Raw genomic sequence first — 17279 nt, forward strand, 5'->3', positions numbered from 1 at the left:
ATCTATCGGACGCCGCCAGGCCGATCCGGCCGTGTTCGCCCGGGGCGGAGCGGGAGTCGCCCGTGTTCGCCCGGGGCGGACCGGAGCCCCCCAAACGAGAGGAGCCGCCCTCCGACGGATCGGGGGGCGGCTCCTGACGTGCTCGCGGCGACTACTCCGCGGCCGGGGTCTCCTCGGCGGGAGCGGCGGCCTTCTTCTTGGCCGGCGCGCGCTTCTTCTTGGGGGCCGGGGCGGGCTCCTCCTCGGCGGCGGGCTCCTCGGCGACGTGCTCGGCGGGGACCTCGGCGTCGGCGTCGGCGTCGGCCTGAGCCTCCTCCGCGACCTCGGTCTCGTCCGAGGCGACGGCCTCGTCGGAGGCCTCGACGGCCTCGTCGTCACCGGGGACCGCGGTGAACGCGGTCAGGTCGACGGCGTTGCCCTCGGTGTCGGTGACCTTCGCCTTGCCGAGGACGATCGCGAGCGCCTTGTTGCGGGCGACCTCGCCGACCATCTGGCCGATCTGGTTGTTCTCGGACAGGATCTTGATGAACTCGTTCGGCTCCATGCCGTACTGCGCCGCACCCTGGATGAGGTACTGCGTGAGCTCGTCCTGGCTGACCTGGACCTTCTCCTGCTCGACGACGTGGTCGAGGAGGATCTGCGTCTTGAAGGTCTTCTCGCTGGCCTCCTTGACCTCGGCGCGGTGCTCGTCGTCCTCGAGGCGGTTCTCGCCCTCGAGGTGGCGGTGCACCTCGTCCTCGACGAGACCGGCGGGCACGGGGACCTCGACGAGGGCGAGCAGCGCCTCGACGAGCTTCTCGCGGGCCTCGCCGCCCTGGCCGAAGGTCTTCTGCTGAGCGGCCTGCTCCTTGAGCGACTCGCGCAGCTCGGCGATGGTGTCGAACTCGCTGGCGATCTGCGCGAAGTCGTCGTCGGCCTCGGGGAGCTCGCGCTCCTTGACGGCGGTGAGCGCGACGGCGATCTCGGCCTGCTCGCCGGCGTGGTCGCCGCCGAGCAGCGGAGCGGTGAACGTGGTGCTCTCGCCCGCGGTGAGCGAGTCGAGCGCCTCGTCGATGCCCTCGATCAGCTCGCCCGAGCCGAGCTCGTACGAGATGGCGTTGGCGGTGTCGACCTCGACGCCGTCGATGGAGGCGACCAGGTCGATCTGCGCGAAGTCGCCGGTCTTCGCCGGGCGGTCCACGGTGACCAGGGTGCCGAAGCGGCTGCGGAGCTTGTCCAGCTCGGCGTCGACGTCGGCGTCGGTGACCTCGGCCGCCTCGACGGTGAGCTCGATGCCGTCGTAGTCCGGGACGGTGATCTCGGGGCGCACGTCGACCTCGATGGCGAGCTCGAGGTCGCCGGTGAAGTCCTTGTCGCTCGGCCAGGCGACGATGTCGGCCTGCGGGCGGCCCAGGGGGCGGACCTCGGTCTCGCGGACGGCCTCGCGGTAGAAGCCGTCGAGGCCCTCGTTGACCGCGTGCTCGAGCACCGCGGCCTTGCCGACGCGCTGGTCGACGATGGCGGGCGGGACCTTGCCCTTGCGGAAGCCGGGGACGTTGATCTGCTCGGCGATGTGGCCGTAGGCGTGCGTGATGCTGGGGCCGAGCTCGTCCGGGGTGACCGAAATCGCGAGCTTCACGCGGGTCGGGCTCAGCTGTTCTACCGTGGTCTTCACGTGAGGGGATCTCCTGTGCTGGTTGGTGTCGGCGCCGGATGACGGTCGTCACGGGTCGATGTCGTCACGATGAGTACTCGTGGTCGGGGCGACAGGATTCGAACCTGCGACCTCCCGCTCCCAAAGCGGGCGCTCTAGCCAAGCTGAGCTACGCCCCGGATGCGCGGGCCTGGGCACCGTGCGTGAGACTCTCGTCGAGCCGTCCCCGCACGTGCGCTTGCGCGACACGCCGAAATGGCCTTCGCAAGTGTACTGCACCGCGGCAGCGGCGACCGGAACCGCGCGGCGGAGGACGACCGGGGTGTCCACGGTGCTCGCGCGATGTACTACGCTGTCCTGGTGCCCGGTCGAGAGACCCGGTCGCACCGGTTCGCGGTCGTCAGACCAGCGATTCGGGGCTGTAGCTTAGTGGTAAAGCCTCTGTCTTCCAAACAGATGATGCGAGTTCGATTCTCGTCAGCCCCTCTCCTCTCGAAGAGCCCCGGATGTCCGGGGCTCTTCGTCGTTCCGGGCGTGCTCAGCCGACCGCGCCGCGGTGCTCCTCCGTCAGGGCGAGGTACGAGGCGGCGTTCCGGCGGATGCCCTCGCGCTCCTCCTCCGTCAGCTCCCGCCGGACCCTCCCGGGGACGCCCGCCACCAGCGAGCCCGGCGGGACGACCGTCCCCTCGAGGACGACGGCGCCCGCGGCGATCAGCGAGCCGGTGCCGACGACGGCCCCGTTCAGGACGGTCGCGCTCATGCCGACCAGCACGTCGTCCTCGAGGGTGCAGCCGTGCAGCACGGCGTTGTGCCCGACCGAGACTCCGGCGCCGATGACCGCGTCGTAGTCGGCGTCGACGTGGACGACGACGCCGTCCTGGAGGTTGCTGCCGGCGCCGAGCTCGATCCGCGCGTGCTCGGCGCGCAGGACGGCGCCGTACCAGACGCTCGCCCGCTCCCCCAGGCGCACGGAGCCGATCACGGTGGCGCCCGGAGCGACCCACGCGGTGTCGGCGATCTCCGGGGCGCGTCCCCCGGTCAGGGCGAGGACGCGGGCGCCCTCCGCAGGACTCGACGGCATCGGGTTCTCCTCTTCTCCGGTGGTCAGCGCCCGGCGCGCAGGAAGGCGAGGACCGCCAGCACCCGCCGGTGGTCGGAGCCCGAGTCCTCGAGCCCGAGCTTCTGGAAGATCGCGGTCACGTTCTTCTCCACGGCGCCCACGCCGACGAAGAGAGCGGAGGCGATGCCCGCGTTCGTGCGCCCCTGGGCCATCTGCTCCAGCACCTCCCGCTCCCGCGGGGTCAGCGAGGCGAGCGGGTCGCGGTTGCGCTGCAGGAGCGAGGCGACGACCTGCGGGTCGAGGACGGTTCCGCCCGCTGCGACGCGCTCGACGGCGTCGCGCAGCTCCTCCACGGAGGCGACCCGGTCCTTCAAGAGGTAGCCGAGTCCGCCGTCGCCGGAGCCGAGCAGCTCCTGCGCGTAGGTGACCTCGACGTACTGGCTGAGCAGCAGGACCGACACCTGCGGGTAGCGCCGGCGGATCTCCAGCGCCGCGCGGACGCCCTCGTCGCGGAAGGTCGGCGGCATCCGGACGTCGAGCACGGCGACGTCGACCCCGGCCGGGTCCCGCGCCAGATCGGCGAGCAGGGCGTCCGCGTCCCCGAAGGCGCCGACGGAGGCGAACCCCGCGTCCTCGAAGAGGCGGACCAGGCCCTCGCGCAGGAGGACCGAGTCCTCGGCGATGGCGACGCGGATCACGGGCACGCCCTCAGGATAGGGCGGCCGGGCGGTAGGGGACGTGCACCCCGACCGTGGTCGGCCCGCCGACCGGCGACTCCACGCTCAGGATCCCGCGCAGGCCCCGGACGCGCCCGCCGACCCCCTCGAGACCGTGACCGGCGACCGGCGACGCCCCGCCGACTCCGTCGTCCACCACCCAGGCGTCGAGCCAGCGCTCCCCCGGAGTGCCGGAGTCGCGGGTGTCGAGGTGCACCCGCACCGATCGGGCACGGGAGTGCTTGGAGGCGTTGGCGAGCAGCTCGGCGACGACGAAGTAGACGCTGCGCTCGACCTCGGGCGGGACGTCCGCCACGGGGTGCTCGGTGAGGACCTCGACCGGCACCGGGCTGAGCTCGGCGAGCGAGTGCACCGCCGCCTCGAAGCCCCGGTCCTGCAGGATCGGCGGCGCCACTCCGCGGGAGAGGGCGCGCAGCTCGTCGAGCGCGGCGCGCACGTGCTCGCGAGCCTCGTCGACCAGGCGGGCGGCGGACTCCGGGTCGGCGGCGAGTCGGTTGCGGGCCGAGGCCAGGTCCATCTGGACCCGGATCAGGCGCTGCTGCGGGCCGTCGTGGATGTCGCGCTCGAGCCGGCGCAGCGCGCGGTCCTCGGCGGCGACGGCTGCGCCGCGGGAGGCGCTCAGCTCGGCGACCTCGCGCTGGAGCGCCTCCGACTCCCACGGGCCGAGCAGGAGACGGTCGACCAGCCAGTGCAGGAGGGAGAGGCCGCGGGTGGCGAACGGCAGGGTCGAGACGAAGAGGACGGTCGTGGCGACCGTCGCCGCGGCGACCAGTCCCGCCGGAGGCTGCGGGGCGCCCAGCAGAGCTGCTCCGCTCTCGGCCAGCAGGCGGGCCGGACCGGGGGCCCCCGTGAGCGCGGCGGCCACCGTGCCCGGGCCCGCCCAGGTCCACAGCGCGAGGAGCAGTCCGGACAGCAGCGCGAGCACCGGAGCCACGACGAGCGTGTGCAGGAGAGCGAGCCAGTAGTGCCCGTCGATCACCGGACCGTAGAGGGCGAAGGTCGAGGGAGTGACGGCGGAGGGCGGTCGCCGCCACTGCGGCCGGGGGACGGCGGGCCGTCCGGCCAGCACGTCGAGGCCGACGGCGGCCCGCGAGAAGAAGCGCGCCGTGTAGAGGGCGGCGGGCAGGAACACCAGGCCGATCAGGACTCCGACGAGCCCGAGCGCGACGGCCAGCGCGACGCCGGCGCAGAAGGCGCCGAGGAGCGCGACCGGGATCGCGGCCACCAGCGCGAGCACCTCCCGGGGCAGTCCGCGCCAGAGCCGGAGGTAGGCGCGCGAGGCCTCGCCGAGGGCCGTCGATGCTCCGCTCATCCGCGCCTCCTGTCCGCTCCCGCCGCCGCCGCGACCCGGTCGAGCGTACCGGCGGCACGGCTCCGGGCACCCGGGGGGAAGCCCCCGTGACGCCCCTCCGCGACAGAGGTGAGCCTGTCCTTCACCGGACTGAGCCGAGCCTGCGCTTCCTTGCGGCGCCGGGGGATCTGCGTACTGTTGACGATCAGTCACCCCCTCTCGAAAGGACCAGACGATGTCCACCACGTCTGTCACGTCGCTCACCTCGTCGAACCCGGATGTCGCATCCGGAGTCGCCCAGTTCCTCAGCCCCGTCGTCGTCGAGATGACCGCGCTCGCCGTCAACGGCAAGCAGGCGCACTGGCACGTCCGCGGCGCCAACTTCATCGGCGTCCACGAGCTGCTCGACGCGATCGTCGGCCGCGCCATCGAGTGGGCCGACCTCGCCGCGGAGCGCGTCGTCGCCCTCGGCCTCCCGGTCGACGCCCGCATCCAGACCGTCGCCTCGGCGACGCAGTCCGAACCCCTCACCCCCGGCTTCCAGCGCTCCGAGAACGCGATCGTCGAGATCATCCGCCAGATGGACGTCGCCATCGCGACCGTCAACACGGCGATCGCCGAGCTCGCCGAGATCGACGCGAGCAGCCAGGACGTCGCGATCGAGATCGGCCGCGGCCTCGAGAAGGACCGCTGGTTCCTCTTCGCCCACGTCAGCGAGAGCTGAGCACCACGCCTCGACCGGCCCGCGGATCCTCGGATCCCGCGGGCCGTCGTCGTTCCCCGGCCCGTCCGCGCGATCCGGAGCAGCCGGAGTCGCGACGGGCGCGGGTCAGCCGCCGTGCGTGAAGCGGCCCGCCAGGAGGGTCGCGGCGACCGGCATGGATCGGAGGGCTCCTGCATCGGCGGCGAGCGGATCGCGGTCGACCACCACCAGATCGGCGGGATCGCCGGCCGCGGGCGTGAGCCGGCGCACCCGGGTCGAGGCGACGATCGCCTCCTCGACGCTCACCCGCTGCTCCGGATGCCAGGGCTCGTCGCCCGGCAGCGCCCGCGCGACCGCGGCCGAGATCGCGACCCACGGGTCGAGCGGAGCGACCGGAGCGTCCGAGCCGAGCACCACGCGGGCCCCGGAGTCGAGCAGCGAGCGCAGCGGGAACGCCCGGCCGGTGCGTCCCGGCCAGTACCGCTCCGCCACCTCGCGGTCGTCGAGCGCGTGCGCGGGCTGCACTCCGGCCTCCACGCCGAGCGCGGCGAACCGCGGAAGGTCGGTCTCCGCGAGCAGCTGAGCGTGCTCGATCCGGCCCCCGCCGACCCGGCCGAGCGCGTCCAGAGCCAGCGTCGCCGCGGCGTCTCCGATCGCGTGCACGGTGGAGCGGATGCCCCCGGCGGCCGCGCGGGCGAGCAGCTCGTCCAGCTCGGCGGGCTCCACGGTGAGGACGCCGTTGCCGTCGTGGTCGGCGTAGGGGTGGGCGCAGTAGGCGGTCCTCGTGTTGAGGGAGCCGTCGATCAGGACCTTGAGCGGGCCCATCCGCAGCAGGCCGTCACCGCCGTCGAGTTCGTCGCCCGTGCGCAGTCCCTCCGCGAGGGCGCGGTCGAGGTGGTCGCGGTAGACGCCGGTGTCGACGCGGAGGGAGCGTGCTCCGCCAGCGACGCGACGGGGCCAGTCCCCCACATTCCAGCGCATCTCGAGGTCGACGACGCCGACCACCCCGCGAGCCGCAGCCCGCCGCGCCGCAGCGTCGGCGAGTGCGTCGAGCTCGTCGTCGCCGAGGGCGCCGAGTGCGGTGACGAGCTCGAAGCAGGCGTCCTCGCGCAGCAGCTCGGGCTCGGGAGCGACGGCGTAGCGCCGGTACGCGGCGGAGTTCAGCCAGGCGCAGTGGAGGTCGCCGCTGATCAGCACGACGGGCCGTTCCGGAGAGACCTCGTCCAGGAGCGCGGTCGTGGGCGGCTCCGGCCAGAGGCCGTCGCGGAAGCCGAAGCCGATCAGCGTGCCGGTACCGGGCTCCTCCGCCAGGCGACGTCGGACCGCGTCCGCCGTTCCGCGGGCCGAGTCGGCTGACGAGACGTCCAGGCGCGGTGCCGTCATCGCCCACTGGGAGAAGTGGACGTGCTCGTCCCAGAGGCCGGGGAGCACCCAGCGCCCGTCGAGGTCGCGCACCTCGTCGCCCGGGGCGGCGGCGGCGTCCGGTCCGACCGCTTCCACGCGGCCGTCGCGCAGGAGCACGGCACCGGGTCGGGACGAGCCGAGGAGGCGGGCGCCCCGGAGCAGGAGACCGCCGGTCATCGGGCGGCCTCGCGGAGCGCGGGGCGGACGGCTCGGCGGGTGCGCGACCGGGCCGACCGCTCTCCACCCGCGCTCACGACTGGCACACCGGGCACCAGTAGAGCTTGCGCGCGCCGATCTCCTCGAGCAGCACGTTCGTGCCGCAGACGCGGCAGGGCAAGCCCTCGCGCTTGTAGACGTAGTTGCGCTCGGCGCGGCTGCGGACGGCTTTCGAGCGCTCGGTCTTCGTCAGGCCGCGGCGCGTGATCATCATCCCGGTCCGGATGCCGTCCTCGAGCAGGTCCGCCCAGTCCCGCCACAGCTCCTGTGCGAGCTCCAGCGGCACCTGCTTGCCGGGAGTGTGCGGGTCGAGGCCGGCGCGGTAGAGCAGCTCCGCGCGGTAGATGTTGCCGATGCCACTGACCACGGACTGGTCCATCAGCACCAGCCCGACCGGCGTCGCCGTCCTGCGGAGCCGGTTCACGAAGCGGTCGCGCGCCTCGTCGGAGTCGTCGTCGGCCGGATCCGGACCGAGGCGGGCGAGGAGGGCCTCCACCTGGGCGGGATCCATCACCTCGCAGGCGGTGGGGCCGCGCAGGTCGGCGACCGTCTCCTCCGTCATGATGCGCACGCGCACCGCGCCCACGGGCGGCGGCGGGAACTCGTCGAGATCGGAGTCGGTCTCGTGCTCCGTCTCGGAGAGGCGCACGGCGCGGCGGCGCCGGGGAGCGCCGATGCTGCTGCCCGCCTTGCCGTCCGGGAACAGCGGCGAGACGTGCCCGAGGAAGTCCCACGCACCGTAGAGGCCGAGGTGGACGTGCAGCGTCAGGTCGCCCTCGAAGCGCAGCAGCAGGTGCTTGCCGACGGCCGTGGACTCGAGGACCTCGCGCCCGTCGAGGAGCGCGGCTCCCTCGGTGAAGCGACCCTGGGGGCTGCTGGTCGCGACGCGGTGCCCGACGACGTCGCGCTCGAACTGCAGGGCGATCCGGTGGACGGAGTGCCCCTCGGGCACTCAGCGCTCCTTCGCGGCGGAGTCGACGACCCGGCCGGCGATGTCGCCGGTGGCCTCGTACTCGGCGAGCTGCGCGATGCGGCGCACGTGCCGCTCCTCGAAGGTGAAGGGCTCGGCGACGAACGCGTCGATGAAGCCGGTGGCCTCCTCGACGGAGTGCTGGCGGGCCCCGATCGAGATGACGTTCGCGTCGTTGTGCTGGCGGGCCAGCACGGCGGTGCTCAGATTCCACACGAGCGCCGCGCGCACGCCCGCGACCTTGTTCGCCGCGATCTGCTCGCCGTTGCCCGAGCCGCCGAAGACGACGCCGAGAGCCTCGACCCCCGCCTCCTGATCGCGGACGACCGCGGCGGCGGCGTTGATGCAGAAGGACGGGTAGTCGTCCAGCGGGTCGTAGGACGTGGGGCCGTGGTCGATCACGTCATGACCGGCGGCGCCGAGGTGCTCGATCAGGTGACGGCTGAAGTCCAGCCCTGCGTGGTCCGTGGCGATGTGGATGCGCACGAGAGAACTCCTCCGGAAGAGCCGTCTGGGACCCGCGGTGCCCGGGCCGGGAGCCAGAGTACCGCGGGTCGGCTCAGTCGAACTGCGGGTCGCGGGTCCGCGAGCGCTTGAGCTCGAAGAAGCCGTCGAAGGAGGCGGCGGCGACGATGCCGTCCCAGAGGGTCAGCGCCTGCTCGCCCCTCGGGATCGGCGAGATGACGGGGCCGAAGAAGGCGACGTCGCCGATCGCGATGACCGGGGTGCCGACGTCCTGGCCGACCCGCTCGATCCCGTCGAAGTGGGAGGCGCGCATCGGCTCGTCGTACTCGTCCGAGTCGGCGTGGGCGGCGAGCTCCGCGGGCAGGCCGAGCTCGGCGAGCGACTCGGCGATCACCGCGTCGACGTCGGTGCGCCCGCCCGGGTGGATCCGGGTGCCGAGCGCGTCGTAGAGCGGCTTGACGTGCTCGCGGCCCTCGCGCTCGGCGACGGCGGCGACCAGGCGCGTGTAGCGCAGCGCGCGCGGGAGGAAGGCGCGGTACGAGTCGTCCACGTCCTTGTCCTCGTTGAGGACGGCGAGGCTCATGATGTGCCACTGCACGTCGAGGTCGCGCGCGGGGGTCACCTCGTCCACGAATCGCGAGGTCATCCAGGCCCACGGGCAGGAGGGGTCGAACCAGAAGGTCACAGAGGTCATGGGGACACGCTACGCCGCTCGCCGGGGCCGCGTCCGCGCTCCCCGGCGGCTCCGCAGGATCGGCGCCACGGGGCTCCACGGCGGGTCCCGGCAGCTCTAGGGTGGATCGGCGGCGCCCGCACCCCGGCGCCCGCGGCAGCGCCCGAGACGAACGGATGGAGCACCCCCGTGCCAGGAGACAACCTCACCCGGAGCGAGGCGCAGGAGCGCGCCTCGCTGATCCAGGTCCACGACTACGACATCGCCCTCGACCTGACCCGGGGAGCCGAGACCTTCCTAAGCACCACCACGGTGCGCTTCTCCGCCACCGAGGGCGCCTCGAGCTTCATCGACGCCGTCACGGGCACGGTCCACTCCGTCACCCTCAACGGCGCGGAGCTCGACCCCGCCGACGTCGCCGACGGCGTCCGGATCCGCCTCGACGCCCTGGCTGCGGACAACGAGCTCACCGTCGTCGCCGACATGCTCTACACCAACACGGGCGAGGGCCTGCACCGCTTCGTCGACCCCGTCGACGGCGAGGTGTACCTGTACTCGCAGTTCGAGGTGCCCGACTCCCGCCGCGTCTTCGCGGTGTTCGAGCAGCCGGACCTCAAGGCCGAGTTCCGCTTCACCGTCACCGCACCCGCGCAGTGGCAGGTCGTGTCGAACCAGCCCACTCCCGAGCCGGTCCCGGCGGGCGAGGGGATCGCGACCTGGAGCTTCGAGCCCACCCCGCGCATCTCCTCCTACATCACGGCCCTCGTCGCCGGACCCTACGTAGTCGAGACCGACTCGCTCGTCTCCTCCGACGGCCGCACCATCCCGCTGGGGGTCTTCGCCCGGGCCTCGCTCGCGCCCTTCCTCGACGCCGACTACGTGTTCGAGAAGACGAAGCAGGGCTTCGCCTTCTACGAGGAGAAGTTCGGCGTCCCGTACCCGTTCGCGAAGTACGACCAGCTGTTCGTCCCCGAGTTCAACGCCGGCGCGATGGAGAACGCGGGAGCGGTGACCTTCACCGAGACCTACGTGTTCCGCTCCAAGGTGACGGACGCGATCAAGGAGCGCCGGGTCGTCACGATCCTCCACGAGCTCGCCCACATGTGGTTCGGCGACCTGGTCACGATGAAGTGGTGGAACGACCTCTGGCTCAACGAGTCGTTCGCCGAGTACGCCTCCACCCTCGCCACCGCGGAGGCGACGGAGTGGACCGAGGCGTGGACCACCTTCGCCGCGATGGAGAAGAGCTGGGCCTACCGCCAGGACCAGCTGCCCTCGACCCACCCGATCGTCGCGACCATCAACGACCTCGAGGACGTCCAGGTCAACTTCGACGGCATCACCTACGCCAAGGGCGCCTCGGTGCTCAAGCAGCTCGTCGCGTGGGTCGGCGAGAAGGAGTTCCTCGCCGGCGTCCACGAGTACTTCGTCAAGCACGCCTTCTCGAACACGGAGCTGCGCGACCTGCTGGTCGAGCTGGAGGCCACCAGCGGGCGCGACCTCACCGAGTGGTCGGCGCAGTGGCTCGAGACGGCCGGCGTGAACACGCTCCGCCCCGAGATCGCGGTCGACGAGAGCGGAGCGATCGCGTCCTTCGCGATCCTGCAGACCGCGGTCGAGGAGTACCCGACGATCCGCCCGCACCGCCTGGCGATCGGCCTGTACGACTTCGAGGGCGAGCGCCTCGTCCGCGTCGACCGCCTCGAGCTGGACGTCGACGGGGAGCGCACCGAGGTGCCCGAGCTGATCGGCCGCACCCGTCCGGCGCTCGTGCTGCTCAACGACGACGACCTCGCCTACGCGAAGGTCCGCCTCGACGACGCCTCGCTCGCCGTGGCCGTCGAGCACCTCGCGAGCATCGACAGCCCCCTGGCCCGCTCGCTGGTCTGGGGCTCGGTCTGGGACTCGACCCGCGACGCCGAGTCGGCGCCGCGCGACTTCGTCCGCCTCGTCCTGGGCAACGTCGCGACCGAGACCGAGTCCACGACCCTGCGGACGGTGCTCAACCAGCTCGTCGCCACCGCCACCCAGTACGTCGCTCCGGAGTACCGGGCCGAGGTCGTCGAGGAGGCGGGCGATCAGCTGTGGACGCTCGCGCAGAGCGCCGAGCCGGGCAGCGACGCGCAGTTCCAGTTCGTGAAGTTCTTCGCCGCGATCGCGTCCACCCCGGCGCACCTCGAGGCCGTGCAGGCGCTGCTCGACGGCTCCACCGCACTCGGCGGCCTCGACATCGACACCGACCTCGGCTGGGAGCTGCTGATCGCTCTCGTCGCCGGCGGGCGGGCCGGTGCGGACGACATCGACGCGGCGCTCGCCTCGGACAACACGGCGACCGGCCAGCAGTCGGCCGCGCACGCCCGTGCCGCACTGCCGACCGCGGAGGCCAAGCGCGCGGCGTGGGACTCCGTCACGGCCGACGACTCGGCACCGAACACGATCGTCCGCTCGACGGGCCTGGGCTTCCAGCGCGCCGCCGACCCGCGCCTGCTCGACGCGATGGTCCCGGTCTACTTCGACGCCCTCCGCACCCTCTGGGAGTCGAAGAGCTACAAGATCGCCGAGTACCTGGTCGTCGGCTTCTACCCGGCCGCCACGCCCTCGCAGGAGATCGTCGACGCCACCCGCGCCTGGCTCGACGCGAACCCGGAGGTCCCGGCGCTGCGCCGACTCGTGATCGAGAACCTGGCCGGCGTGGAGCGTGCGCTCCGCGCCCAGGAGCGCGACACCCGGGGCTGACAGCGAGCCGCCCGGTCCCCCGGCGCTCGGCGCTGCGGGACCGGGCGGCTCTCCCCGCTCCCGGCGCCTAGCGCTGCGGGACCGAGCGGCGCTCCGCCCCGTCGTAGGCGGACAGCGGCCGGATGAGCGCGTTCGAGCCCCGCTGCTCGATCACGTGGGCCGTCCAGCCCACCACCCGCGCGGCGACGAACAGCGGAGTGAAGATCCCGGTGTCGAAGCCCATCAGCCGGTAGGCGGGGCCGGACGGGTAGTCGAGGTTCGGCAGGATCCCCGTCCGCTCGGCCATCGCCGCGGCCAGAGCGTCATACAGCTCCATCATCTCGCCGGCCCCCTCGTGCTCGGCGAGCCGCCGGAGAGCGGCGTCCATGGTCGGCACCCGCGAGTCGCCCGACTTGTAGACCCGGTGGCCGAACCCCATGACCTTCCGGCGCTGTCCGAGAGCCTCGGCGAGCCACTCGCGGGACCGCCGGTCCGCCTCCGGTCCGGTGCCGACCTCGTCGAGCACGTGCAGCACGGCCTCGTTCGCCCCGCCGTGGAGCGGTCCCTTGAGCGCTCCCACAGCGGCGGTCACGGCGGAGTGGACGTCCGACAGCGTCGACGTCACGACGCGGGCCGTGAAGGTCGAGGCGTTGAAGGAGTGCTCGGCGTAGAGCACCAGCGAGACGCGGAACGCGTCGACGACGACCGGCTCCGGCACCTCGCCGAAGGTCGTCCAGAGGAAGTTCTCGGAGTAGTCGAGGTCGTCGCGCGGATCGATCGGCTCGAGGCCGCGCAGGCGGCGCTGAGCGTAGGCGACGATCGCCGGCAGTGCCGCCCAGAGCCGCACGGAGCGCTCCAGCACGGCCTCGGGAGCGTCGGCGTCCGGATCCTCCTCGAGCGCGCCCAGGACGCTCACCGCCGTCCGCACCACGTCCATCGGGTGCGCCGACAGCGGTAGCAGGTCGATCACGGTGCGCACCTCGGGGGCCAGGGCGCGGTGGGCCCGCTCCGCGGCGGCCAGCCCGGCCGCCTCCTCCGCAGTGGGGAGCTCGCCGTGCCAGAGCAGCCAGGCCACGTCCTCGAACGAGGTCCCCGCCGCGAGCTCCTGCACGGGGTAGCCGCGGTAGAGCAGCGAGTTCGACGCCGGGTCGACCTTCGAGACGGCCGTCGTGTCGACGACGACCCCCACGAGTCCCTTGCGGATGTCCTGATCGGTCGTGCTCATCCTTCGCTCCTTCGCGAGAGGCGGGCGGCGGCGCCGGGGAGCGCCGCCGGTTCGTGCGGGTCGGCGCGCTCAGGCGCCGTAGTGGTCGGCGAGCGAGAAGTCGAAGACGCCCTCGTCGAAGCGGCTGTACGAGGCGTAGTCGAGGAGCTCGTAGAGCTCGGCGCGCGTCTGCATGCCCGGGACCTCCGAGCGGAGCGAGCCCTCCGCCTTGAGGGCGTCGAGTGCCCGCATCGCGGCGCCCATCGCGATCCGGAGCAGCGAGACCGGGTGGATCACGACGTTCACGCCGACGTCGGCGAGCTGCTGCGCGGTGAACAGCTCGCTCTTGCCGAACTCGGTCATGTTGGCCAGGATCGGCACGTCGATCGCGGCGCGCACGGCCTCGAACTCGGACAGGTCGCGCATCGCCTCGGGGAACACCGCGTCTGCTCCGGCGTCGACGAGGCGCTTGACGCGGTCGATCGCGGCCGGCAGGCCGTCGAGGGCGCGGATGTCGGTGCGGGCCATGATCACCAGGTCGGAGTCGCGGCGCGCGTCGACGGCCGCCGCGATCCTCCGCACCGAGGTCGCCTCGTCGACGACCGCCTTGCCGTCGAGGTGCCCGCAGCGCTTGGGGTTCACCTGGTCCTCGATGTGCAGCCCCGCGACTCCGGCGTCCTCGAGCATCTGCACCGTCCGCGCGACGTTCAGCGGCTCGCCGAAGCCGGTGTCCGCGTCGACGAGGACCGGCAGGTCGGTCAGGCGCGCGATCTGCTGCGAGCGGCCGGCCACCTCGCTGAGCGTGGTGAGCCCGATGTCCGGCAGCCCCAGCTCGGCCGAGAGCACGGCGCCCGAGACGTAGATCCCGTCGAAGCCCTTCGCCTCGATGAGGCGCGCGGAGAGCGGAGTGAACGCGCCGGGCAGCTGCAGCAGCTCGCCCGAGGCGAGGCGCTCGCGGAAGAGGCGGCGCTTCTCGGCGGGAGTCCGGGTGGAGTGGAGCATCGGGCGTCCTTCCCAGGGCGGTGTCCGGGTCCGAGCGGACCCGCCTCGAATCTATACGCGCTCGGGGCTCGTGCACCCGTCTCGGAGGGAGGCGTCCCGTAGCCTGGAGCGGTCATGCTGCTTCTTCAGACCTCCACCCCGGACCCTGTCGCCGCCACCGTCTCCTTCTTCGAGTCCGAGCCCTTCTGGAAGGTGGTCGCGATCCTCGGGATCGTGCTGGGCGCGCTGCTGGTGCGCGTCATCGCCCACTTCGTGATCGGCCGCGTCGTCGACCAGATCGTGTCGGGAGTGAAGCGCCGCCAGCGCGTCGAGGACACCCAGTCGATCGCCGCGTCGCCGCTCGCGGCCGTGCGGGTGGTGCAGCGCACGCGCACGCTCGGGTCGATCCTCAACAACCTGAGCTCGATCCTGATCGTCGTCATCGCCCTGGTCATGATCGTGACGACGATCGACAAGGACCTCATCGGCTCCTTCGCCCTGCTGACGGCCGCCCTCGGCGCGGGCCTCGGCTTCGGCGCGCAGAACATCGTCAAGGACGTCCTCAACGGGCTGTTCATGGTCGCGGAGGACCAGCTCGGGGTCGGCGACGTCGTCGACACCGGGCAGGCGACGGGCGTGGTCGAGTCGGTCGGCGTCCGGGTGACGCAGATCCGCGACGTCAACGGCACCCTCTGGTTCGTCCGCAACGGCGAGATCGTCCGGGTCGGGAACATGTCGCAGGGCTGGTCGCGCGTCATCGTCGACCTGGCCGTGCCCTACGAGACGGACCTCGAGCAGGTGCAGTCCACGGTCCTCGCGACAGCGAACGAGCTGGCGGCGAGCAGTCGCTGGCGGGCCCGGATCATCGACAAGCCCGAGCTCTGGGGCCTGGAGTCCATCGCCGACGACGCCCTGGTCATCCGGGTCGTGGTCAAGACCCGCACCACTGCCAAGGACGACGTCGCCCGCGAGCTGCGCCTGCGCCTGAAGAAGTCGCTCGACGCGCTCGACGTGAAGCTCCCCTCGCTGGCCACCGTCGTCCTCGAGGGCTTCGAGGGGGCGACGAGCGTCGGAGGCGCCAAGCCGCCGCGGACCACGCCCTCCCCCACGATCAGCACCGAGCACGGCAAGCCCGTGCGGCTCCCCCGCGCGCTGCGGCGCGGGAGCGGGACGCCGCCCCAGGACGGCGGCAGCACCTCCGGCCCGACGGGAGCGCGCTCGTGAGCGGCCTGCAGATCGGCGGCACGCCTCCGCTGCGCAGCTTCTGGGAGCACATCGGCGGCCGGCCGACGTTCGAGCGCCTGGTCCGCCGCTTCTACGAGGGCGTCCGCGAGGACGAGGTCCTCTGGCCGATGTACCCCGATCACGACCTCGAGGGCGCGATCCAGCGGCTGACCGGCTTCCTCGAGCAGTACTGGGGCGGCCCGGGCACCTACAGCGAGGAGCGCGGCCACCCGCGCCTGCGGATGCGGCACCAGCCGTTCCGGATCAACCCCGAGGCCCGCGACCACTGGCTCCAGCACATGCGGACGGCCGTCGACGATCTCGAGCTCGCTCCGGCCGACGACGCCCTGCTCTGGGACTACCTGGAGCGCGCCGCCCACGCGATGGTGAACACCTTCGAGGAGTAGCCGCTCAGCCCGGGGTGCGGACCAGCACGTGTCCGCGCCGTGAGGTGAGGCGGCGCCAGGCGCCGCTCTCGAGCAGGGCGACCGGGTCGTCGGCGCCGAGGAACCCGAGCGCGAAGAGGGCGAACGCCGCTCCCGCCGGGACGTCCTCGAGGCCGTCGAGCGGGCGGCCCCAGACGCTCGACCGCACGCGGCCGACGATCTGCTCGCCCGTCTCGGAGCCGACGGCCGCCGCGATCTCGTCGATCCCCTCGCGCGCGACGCGCTCCAGGAAGCCCGGGTCCACGGGCTCGCGCCGGGTCCAGCCGCCGCGGGGCGGGGAGACGCCCGCCCAGGGCCCCGCCGTCGCGTCGTCGCCGTCGGGCAGGACGACCGGCTTGCCGTCCGCTCCGCCCGGCTCCCACTGCAGGCGGGCGAGGCGGTCCGACAGCGCACGGATCGGCACGACCCGGTCGAAGCCGGCGGGCTCGTCGAGCGCGAAGACGCGCAGGCCCAGCACGGTCGCGGAGCGGTCGAGCAGACCGCGGGGCTGGAGGATCGGCGTGTAGGCGGCCAGCACGTGGTCGTCGGCGAGGAGCCGGACCGCACCGTCCTCGACCCGGGCCGAACGGCCGAGGAAGACGCGCAGATCCGACAGGCTGGGCGGATCCGCCAGGGAGAAGGACGAACTCATCGCGTCGATAAACTTACCCGAGGCCGCTCGCCCGACCGCCCGACACCCCGGAGGTACCGTGCCCGATCCCCTGTCCTCGTTCCTCACCGCGCTCGACCTGACGGACACCGGCGCCCGCACCAGCGAGGACATCTCGACGGGTCCCTCGCAGTGGATGCCCGAGGGGCGGGTCTTCGGCGGCCAGGTCCTCGCGCAGTCGCTCATCGCGGCCGGTCGCACCGTCGAGGGGCGCTCCGTGCACTCGATGCACGGGTACTTCCTCCGCCCCGGAGACGTCTCCCTGCCGATCACGTTCTCGGTCGACCGGATCCACGACGGGCGCTCCTTCTGCACCCGTCGGACGCAGGCCTACCAGAACGGACGCCCCATCCTCTCGATGATCGCCTCGTTCCAGACCGAGGACGAGGGCCTCGACCACCAGGCGCCGATGCCGGAGGGGATCCCCGACCCGGAGTCGCTGCCGAGCACCGCTGAGATCCTCGCGGGGGTCGACCACCCGGTCGGCAGCTTCTGGGCCACGCAGCGCCCCTTCGACGTGCGGCACGTCGAGCAGCCGGTGTACCTCCGGGCCGACCCCGAGCGGGTCGCGCACCAGAGCGTGTGGATGCGCTCGCTCGGACCGCTGCCGGACGATCCGATGCTGCACCGCGCCGCCCTCGCCTACGCGAGCGACTACACGATCCTCGAATCCACGCTCCGCCGGCACGGTGCGGCGTGGACGACGCCGGGCCTGCGGATAGCGAGCCTCGACCACGCGATGTGGTGGCACCGCCCCGCGCGCGTGGACCAGTGGCTCCTCTACGTGCAGGAGGCGCCGAGCGCGTCCGGCGGACGCGGGCTCTCGCTCGGGCGCATCTACACGCAGGAGGGCGTGCTCGTGGCGAGCGTCGCCCAGGAGGGCATGGTCCGCGTCCCCCTGGGCTGAG

16 protein-coding genes and 2 tRNA genes are annotated in these 17279 nt (G+C 72.7%); 6 read left to right on the forward strand and 12 right to left on the reverse strand.

Going from position 1 to position 17279, the window contains the following annotated elements; all coding sequences use genetic code 11:
• Positions 1-151: 151 nt before the first annotated feature.
• Positions 152-1654, reverse strand: a complete 1503-nt coding sequence (tig, locus tag C5C35_RS06745; protein WP_104262809.1) for a trigger factor — start codon at positions 1652-1654, stop codon at positions 152-154.
• Positions 1655-1734: 80 nt separating this feature from the next.
• Positions 1735-1812: transfer RNA gene (locus C5C35_RS06750), tRNA-Pro, on the reverse strand.
• A gap of 236 nt (positions 1813-2048) precedes the next feature.
• On the opposite strand from C5C35_RS06750, the gene C5C35_RS06755 reads away from it, so the two are divergent.
• Positions 2049-2119: transfer RNA gene (locus C5C35_RS06755), tRNA-Gly, on the forward strand.
• A gap of 52 nt (positions 2120-2171) precedes the next feature.
• Here the strand turns inward: C5C35_RS06755 and C5C35_RS06760 are convergent.
• Genes C5C35_RS06760 through C5C35_RS06770 form a run of 3 tightly spaced genes read right to left on the reverse strand, consistent with a single transcriptional unit; the run spans position 2172 to position 4742 of the window.
• Positions 2172-2714 (reverse strand): gamma carbonic anhydrase family protein, encoded by a 543-nt coding sequence (locus tag C5C35_RS06760; RefSeq protein ID WP_104223695.1) that lies wholly within the window; start codon positions 2712-2714, stop codon positions 2172-2174.
• 23 nt (positions 2715-2737) lie between these two features.
• Positions 2738-3397: a response regulator transcription factor gene (locus tag C5C35_RS06765; protein ID WP_104247297.1), complete on the reverse strand. Its 660-nt coding sequence runs from the start codon at positions 3395-3397 to the stop codon at positions 2738-2740.
• Between the two features lie 4 nt (positions 3398-3401).
• Positions 3402-4742 carry a histidine kinase gene (locus tag C5C35_RS06770; RefSeq protein WP_104247298.1) on the reverse strand — a complete coding sequence of 447 codons (1341 nt, stop codon included), beginning with the start codon at positions 4740-4742 and terminating at the stop codon, positions 3402-3404.
• A gap of 214 nt (positions 4743-4956) precedes the next feature.
• Between C5C35_RS06770 and C5C35_RS06775 the strand changes: the two genes are divergently transcribed.
• Positions 4957-5445: a Dps family protein gene (locus C5C35_RS06775; RefSeq protein ID WP_104226731.1), complete on the forward strand. Its 489-nt coding sequence runs from the start codon at positions 4957-4959 to the stop codon at positions 5443-5445.
• Between the two features lie 105 nt (positions 5446-5550).
• Here the strand turns inward: C5C35_RS06775 and C5C35_RS06780 are convergent, their stop codons facing one another.
• The 4 genes from C5C35_RS06780 to C5C35_RS06795 all read right to left on the reverse strand — a co-directional run bounded on the left by C5C35_RS06780 (position 5551) and on the right by C5C35_RS06795 (position 9173).
• Positions 5551-7005 carry an amidohydrolase gene (locus C5C35_RS06780; protein ID WP_104226732.1) on the reverse strand — a complete coding sequence of 485 codons (1455 nt, stop codon included), beginning with the start codon at positions 7003-7005 and terminating at the stop codon, positions 5551-5553.
• A 73-nt stretch (positions 7006-7078) separates the two neighbouring features.
• Positions 7079-7996, reverse strand: a complete 918-nt coding sequence (locus tag C5C35_RS06785; RefSeq protein ID WP_104262810.1) for an Fpg/Nei family DNA glycosylase — start codon at positions 7994-7996, stop codon at positions 7079-7081.
• On the reverse strand, positions 7997-8500 hold the full coding sequence (locus C5C35_RS06790; RefSeq protein ID WP_104223700.1) for a ribose-5-phosphate isomerase: 504 nt from the start codon (positions 8498-8500) through the stop codon (positions 7997-7999).
• A gap of 73 nt (positions 8501-8573) precedes the next feature.
• Positions 8574-9173, reverse strand: coding sequence for a disulfide bond formation protein DsbA (locus C5C35_RS06795; protein WP_104262811.1), 600 nt, complete (start codon positions 9171-9173; stop codon positions 8574-8576).
• A gap of 168 nt (positions 9174-9341) precedes the next feature.
• Here C5C35_RS06795 and pepN point away from each other — a divergent pair, with 168 nt between their 5' ends.
• A complete protein-coding gene (gene pepN / locus C5C35_RS06800; RefSeq protein WP_104262812.1) occupies positions 9342-11888 on the forward strand; it encodes an aminopeptidase N in 2547 nt (848 codons plus the stop codon).
• 67 nt (positions 11889-11955) lie between these two features.
• Here pepN and C5C35_RS06805 read toward each other — a convergent pair whose 3' ends face one another.
• Positions 11956-13092, reverse strand: coding sequence for a bifunctional 2-methylcitrate synthase/citrate synthase (locus C5C35_RS06805; RefSeq protein WP_104262813.1), 1137 nt, complete (start codon positions 13090-13092; stop codon positions 11956-11958).
• A gap of 69 nt (positions 13093-13161) precedes the next feature.
• Positions 13162-14073, reverse strand: coding sequence for a methylisocitrate lyase (gene prpB, locus C5C35_RS06810; RefSeq protein ID WP_104262814.1), 912 nt, complete (start codon positions 14071-14073; stop codon positions 13162-13164).
• A 114-nt stretch (positions 14074-14187) separates the two neighbouring features.
• Between prpB and C5C35_RS06815 the strand changes: the two genes are divergently transcribed.
• Positions 14188-15276, forward strand: coding sequence for a mechanosensitive ion channel family protein (locus C5C35_RS06815; RefSeq protein WP_104262815.1), 1089 nt, complete (start codon positions 14188-14190; stop codon positions 15274-15276).
• Positions 15273-15683: a globin gene (locus C5C35_RS06820; protein WP_308470963.1), complete on the forward strand. Its 411-nt coding sequence runs from the start codon at positions 15273-15275 to the stop codon at positions 15681-15683. Before C5C35_RS06815 ends, C5C35_RS06820 begins: the two co-directional genes overlap by 4 nt.
• 4 nt (positions 15684-15687) lie before the next feature.
• Here the strand turns inward: C5C35_RS06820 and C5C35_RS06825 are convergent, their stop codons facing one another.
• Positions 15688-16353: a hypothetical protein gene (locus tag C5C35_RS06825; RefSeq protein WP_104247302.1), complete on the reverse strand. Its 666-nt coding sequence runs from the start codon at positions 16351-16353 to the stop codon at positions 15688-15690.
• A 58-nt stretch (positions 16354-16411) separates the two neighbouring features.
• Between C5C35_RS06825 and C5C35_RS06830 the strand changes: the two genes are divergently transcribed.
• Positions 16412-17278: an acyl-CoA thioesterase II gene (locus tag C5C35_RS06830; RefSeq protein WP_244230637.1), complete on the forward strand. Its 867-nt coding sequence runs from the start codon at positions 16412-16414 to the stop codon at positions 17276-17278.
• Position 17279 lies beyond the last annotated feature (1 nt).

This window comes from Rathayibacter sp. AY1F8 (assembly GCF_002932165.1).
GTDB lineage: Bacteria > Actinomycetota > Actinomycetes > Actinomycetales > Microbacteriaceae > Rathayibacter.